The following is a 4410-nucleotide window of genomic DNA, read 5'->3' as shown; positions in this document are numbered from 1 at the left end:
GCCGGGGCAGGCACGGCGTCGGGGCCGAAGCGCTGCGGTGCGGCCTGCTGGTTGCCGTCCTGTTGGCTCTGCGCACCGTGGGAACCCGCGCCGAACTGCGTGGGACGCGCGCTCGGCGCACCCGGCCGCGTCGGAGCCTGAGCAGGTGCCGGGGCAGGCACGGCGTCGGGGCCGAAGCGCTGCGGTGCGGCCTGCTGGTTGCCGTCCTGTTGGCTCTGCGCACCCTGGGAACCCGCGCCGAACTGCGTCGGTCCCGCCTGACCGGCGACAGCCCCACGGGCTCCGCTGGTCGGGACAGAACCAGCGCCGTCGGCGCCGCTCTCGCCCTGAGCGCCAGCACGAGAACTCGACGGGTCCGTCGACGAGGAAAGTACCTCACCTTGGATGACCTTGTGGCCGCCCGCGGTGTACCCGAGGTGCGACAGGCCACCCTGGGCGCTCAGACCCTGCGCCGTCTGCTTGTCCGAGCGCGAGCTGCCCGCTCCGCCACTCGTCAGCTGCAGCGGACCACCCTTGTCCGCGGGTCGGTCGTGACCGGGCGAGCCCAGAACACCGGCGGGCCCGGTGCCGCCCGGGAGAGCCTTGACGCCGTCACTGCCGCCGCCGGAGCCACTCCCACCAGGACCACCATCCAGCGCGGGCCTGTCCGGTCCATCCGCTCCCTCCTGCCCGCCGCCGTCGAGGGTCAGCCGCTGCTTACCGGACGTCAACTCCGTGGCGCCACCGTTCGTGCCGCCGGCGTTCGTCGACGCCGCCTTGCCCGTGGGCTTGCCCCCGCTCGGGGACGCCGGACCGCTGGTCTTGCTGTCGAACCCGTTGGCGAGCTTGTTGCCCATGGCCATACCCGCGCCGGCCCCCGCACCCGAGGCCAGAGCAGGCATCAGCCCGCCCTTGTCCGGCTTCGGCGTGCTGTTCGTCTCCAGGAACTTGTCCACGAGCTTGGTGACCACCTCGTCCATGGCCTGCAGCACAGTCTTGCGCACCCGTAGCAGGGCGAAGGTGATGCCTATGATCACCAGCGAGGAGATCAGGGTCAGGACCACCACGATGATCCCGCCGAGCGCGGCGCTGCCCCACAAGCCACCCGGGCTCATGAAGCTCGACACGGGGCCGGCCATGATGTCCGGGACCGAGATCAGGAACTCCGAGACGAACTGGTAGACGAACAGCGTGACGAGGACTTCCATGATCATCGCTGTGGAGTACACGATCACTTTGGCGATCGCCTGCAGGGCGCCCAGCGTCGCGAACGGTACGGCGGCCACCAGGCCGAACGTCCGCTTGATCGCCCCGGCCAGCATGCCGATGGCGTACCAGAAGCCGAGCAGGACGATGGAGCCCAGGACCGTGGCCGCGTTGCTCCAGTACATGAACTTCGCCGGCCCCGTGCCCACCTGGCTGACGGCCATGTGGTTCTCGCGGGTGAACCCGCTGGTGGCGTTGTTGGACGAGTACATGGCCAGTGAGCCGGGGTTGAACCCGGTGTTGAGGTAGTTGTACGCCGCCAGGGGGGACAGGTTGCACGAGGAGGGCGTCTTGCCCACCGTGAAGCCACAGCCACCCTTCGTCCCCGTCGTCGTGAAGACCGTCGAGTCCTTACCGGGACGAGAGGAGGTCAAGCCCGTGCCGTCGGTCGAGATCACCGGGTGATCGGCCGGCTTCGGCCCCTTTTCCTCACCGAACTCCTTCACGTCGCCGTAGGTCTTCTTGTCGACGAACCAGCTCTTCTTGGTGTCCGAGCTCTCGTCCAGTTGCGTGATCGAGGTCTTGATCCCCGACTCGAAGTCGGAGGCTGCGATCTCGTTGCTCGCGATGTACTTGCCGATGATCCCGAAGGTCGAGAACACCGCTTTGAAGTCGTCCGAGGCACTGCCTCCGTTGACGGATACGGTGCCGTCCTTCCAAGCCGACTCGGCGTCTTTGGCCTTCGTCCCGATGTTGATGCCGTTGAACGTCGCCCCGTGGGACTGCTTGTTGATCGCCAGCGCACTGGTGCGGACGGACATCATCGCGTCCGGGCTGGCCTGGTCTTCGTCCCAGGAGACAGTGGCCTGGTCCGGAATCCCCAGGCGGTCGTTCATCATCCACGCCTCGAAGTCGACGTAGGTGCTCAGCACGACGCGCGTCGGGCCGGCGTGTTGACCGAGAACGGAGTCGTCGAACTTTCCGAGCACGCCGGAGTACATCGACCCGACGAGCGGCAGGCCGACGCCGATGAAGACGACGCGCACGATGAGTTTCTTGATCGCCGAGCCACGGTCCATCTTCTTGAACAGGACCAGGCCGATGAGCAGGAAGCCGATGAAGATCGGCACGAGCGCCTGCCAGGAGATGTCGACGAGCAAGCCGTACCAGCCGCTGATCCAGTGCTGCAGACCCGAGAGCGCGCCGCCTCCGGTATCGCCCCCCGTCATGCCCTCGGCGAAAGTCGGATTCACCGCCGCGACCGCGTTGTAGAACCACAGGAAGGGGTTGACGAGCTTCAGGAACTGGATGATGACGTAGAACAGCGTGCCGACCGCCAGCGCCAGGGCGTAGAGGACCCAGATGATCGACCCCCCGATCACGCTCACGATCTGGCCGCCGATGCCCGAGGACATCGTGTCCAGGCCAAGGTCGTTGTTGGCCGCCCCGAAGTGCGCGTAGTCGAGCATGCCCGCGTACTTGGCGTTGCCCTTGTCGTCCTTCGCGGCCAGGGTCTCGTAGGTGACGGTCTGCGAGGACCCCGACACCTCGGCGAAGAACCAGCCCACGATGTTGCCCAGGCTGAACTCCGGGTCGGCGTAGCCGAGAATGGAACCGCCCGAGGCCGGGCTGGACGTGACCGGCTTCCAGTTCTCGTGCATGCCCTTGTCGTTCTGCGGCGAGTTCTTCTCGCTGAAGTACGAGCTCGCGTTCGAGGCCAGCTGGTAGAGGCTGTAGTTGTCGCGCTCCTTCTTGTCGTCCGCGGACGCCGGCGAAGACGTCGCGATCATGAACACCGGCACGAGCAGCGCGGCCAGGAGCATGAGGGCGAGCCCGCGCGCGGGCCTGCCCGGGCGGACTGCACCCACGCTGTGGCCGGCCCGGGCACGCAGCCTCGCCACCGCCGTGATCGTCCGGTTCACGCTCTCTCCTCTGCTCCTCGTCCTCGTATCGGTGCCGACCTCGCTCATGTCTTTTCCAGCTTCTTGGGCCTGGGCCTGGGCCTTGTTGCCGGTCGCCTCGCTTTGTCCTCTGGCCGCGCCAGGCTCTTGCCGTCGCCGCGCTTGATCGCGTCAGCCTGGCCCGCGTCGGCCCCACCGTCGTCGCCCTCGCTGTGCTTCCGGATGCTGGTGAGGTTCGCGCCCGGCGTCGGCTTGTCGTGCATGATCGAGTCCATCCGCGCCGTCTCTTCGGCCTTGGCCGCCTCCAGTCGGACCTGCCTGCGTTGGGCCTCGCGGTAGGGGTTGATCCCCAGTGCCAGATCCAGGTGGAAGACCACGTTGGAGACGCCCCGGCGCAGGTACGTGAGGTTCTCGTCCTTGGTCGTGATGAGTCGGGCGAGATCCGGCGGGATCCGCTGGTGCAACTGCTTCTGGTACTCCGCCACCGTTTTGTCGCGCATCGGGCCGAAGAGCGTGTAGTCCGCAGCGTCGAACTTGTTGAAGTCGCTGTCGGCCAGCATCTTGTCGACGTCGTTGTAGCTGTAGACCACCCGGCCGCCGCGTTCGTGCATGTGGTCGAACTGGTCCTTGAGGTACTTCTTCACCCGGTCGTCGATGTGCTCCGTGCCGTGGATGATCACCGTGTCGCCGATTCCCAGCTTGCCGACGGCGAAGCCGACGATGTTCACCAGCTGCGCCATCGCCACGCCCTTGCCGCGGCGCATGAGCCGCGAGAAGTCGTAGACCACGCGCCGCGAATCCCGGACCCCGTCCACGGACGAGGCCGTGTGGTTGTTGAACAGGTCGCCGTTGGTGCTCAGCATCGCGTTGGCGATGCCTCTGAGCATGTTGTAGGCGCGCAGCTGGTCCGGGTCGGTCTTGCTGGAGTTCAACAGCGCCTTGTGCGCGGTCGCCAGGTAGGAGACGAACATCTGAAGACGCGGCACCTGGGTGTGCGGGATGTTCACCACGCGCAGGCGGTTGCGCTGCTCCTTGGCGTTGTGCCGCCACATGCCCTGCTCGATGTAGAAGTCCGTGGCCGTGTCTTCGAGGGCACTGCGGATGATCGAGCCGACGGCACCGTCGGTGGTCTCGTAGAGCTGCTCGAACATCAGCTTGAGCTTCTCCATCTGCGCGGAGAAGACCGTCAGCTCGTCCTCCTCCTCGCCGAACATTTCGAACATGTTCACGTCGCCCTGGTTCAGGTCCACGCGCGAGGTGAGCCGCTCGAACCCCGGGCCGAGCTTGTCGAGATTCGCCCCGTCAAGGACGAGGTGGACGACCT

The 4410-nt window shown here is 66.6% G+C and carries 1 protein-coding gene and 1 pseudogene; both read right to left on the bottom strand.

Annotated elements, in window-relative coordinates:
- Window positions 1–3107 (bottom strand): hypothetical protein (locus WDV06_RS36370; RefSeq protein WP_395514081.1); only part of this gene is annotated, 3107 nt, incomplete at its 3' end.
- 44 nt (window positions 3108–3151) lie between these two features.
- A pseudogene (locus WDV06_RS36365) lies at window positions 3152–4410 on the bottom strand (hypothetical protein); the annotation flags it as partial.

It is taken from the genome of Streptomyces racemochromogenes (assembly GCF_044129415.1).
In the GTDB taxonomy this organism is placed as follows: Bacteria; Actinomycetota; Actinomycetes; order Streptomycetales; family Streptomycetaceae; genus Streptomyces; species Streptomyces racemochromogenes_A.
This window is presented reverse-complemented; position numbering and strand designations above follow the sequence as displayed.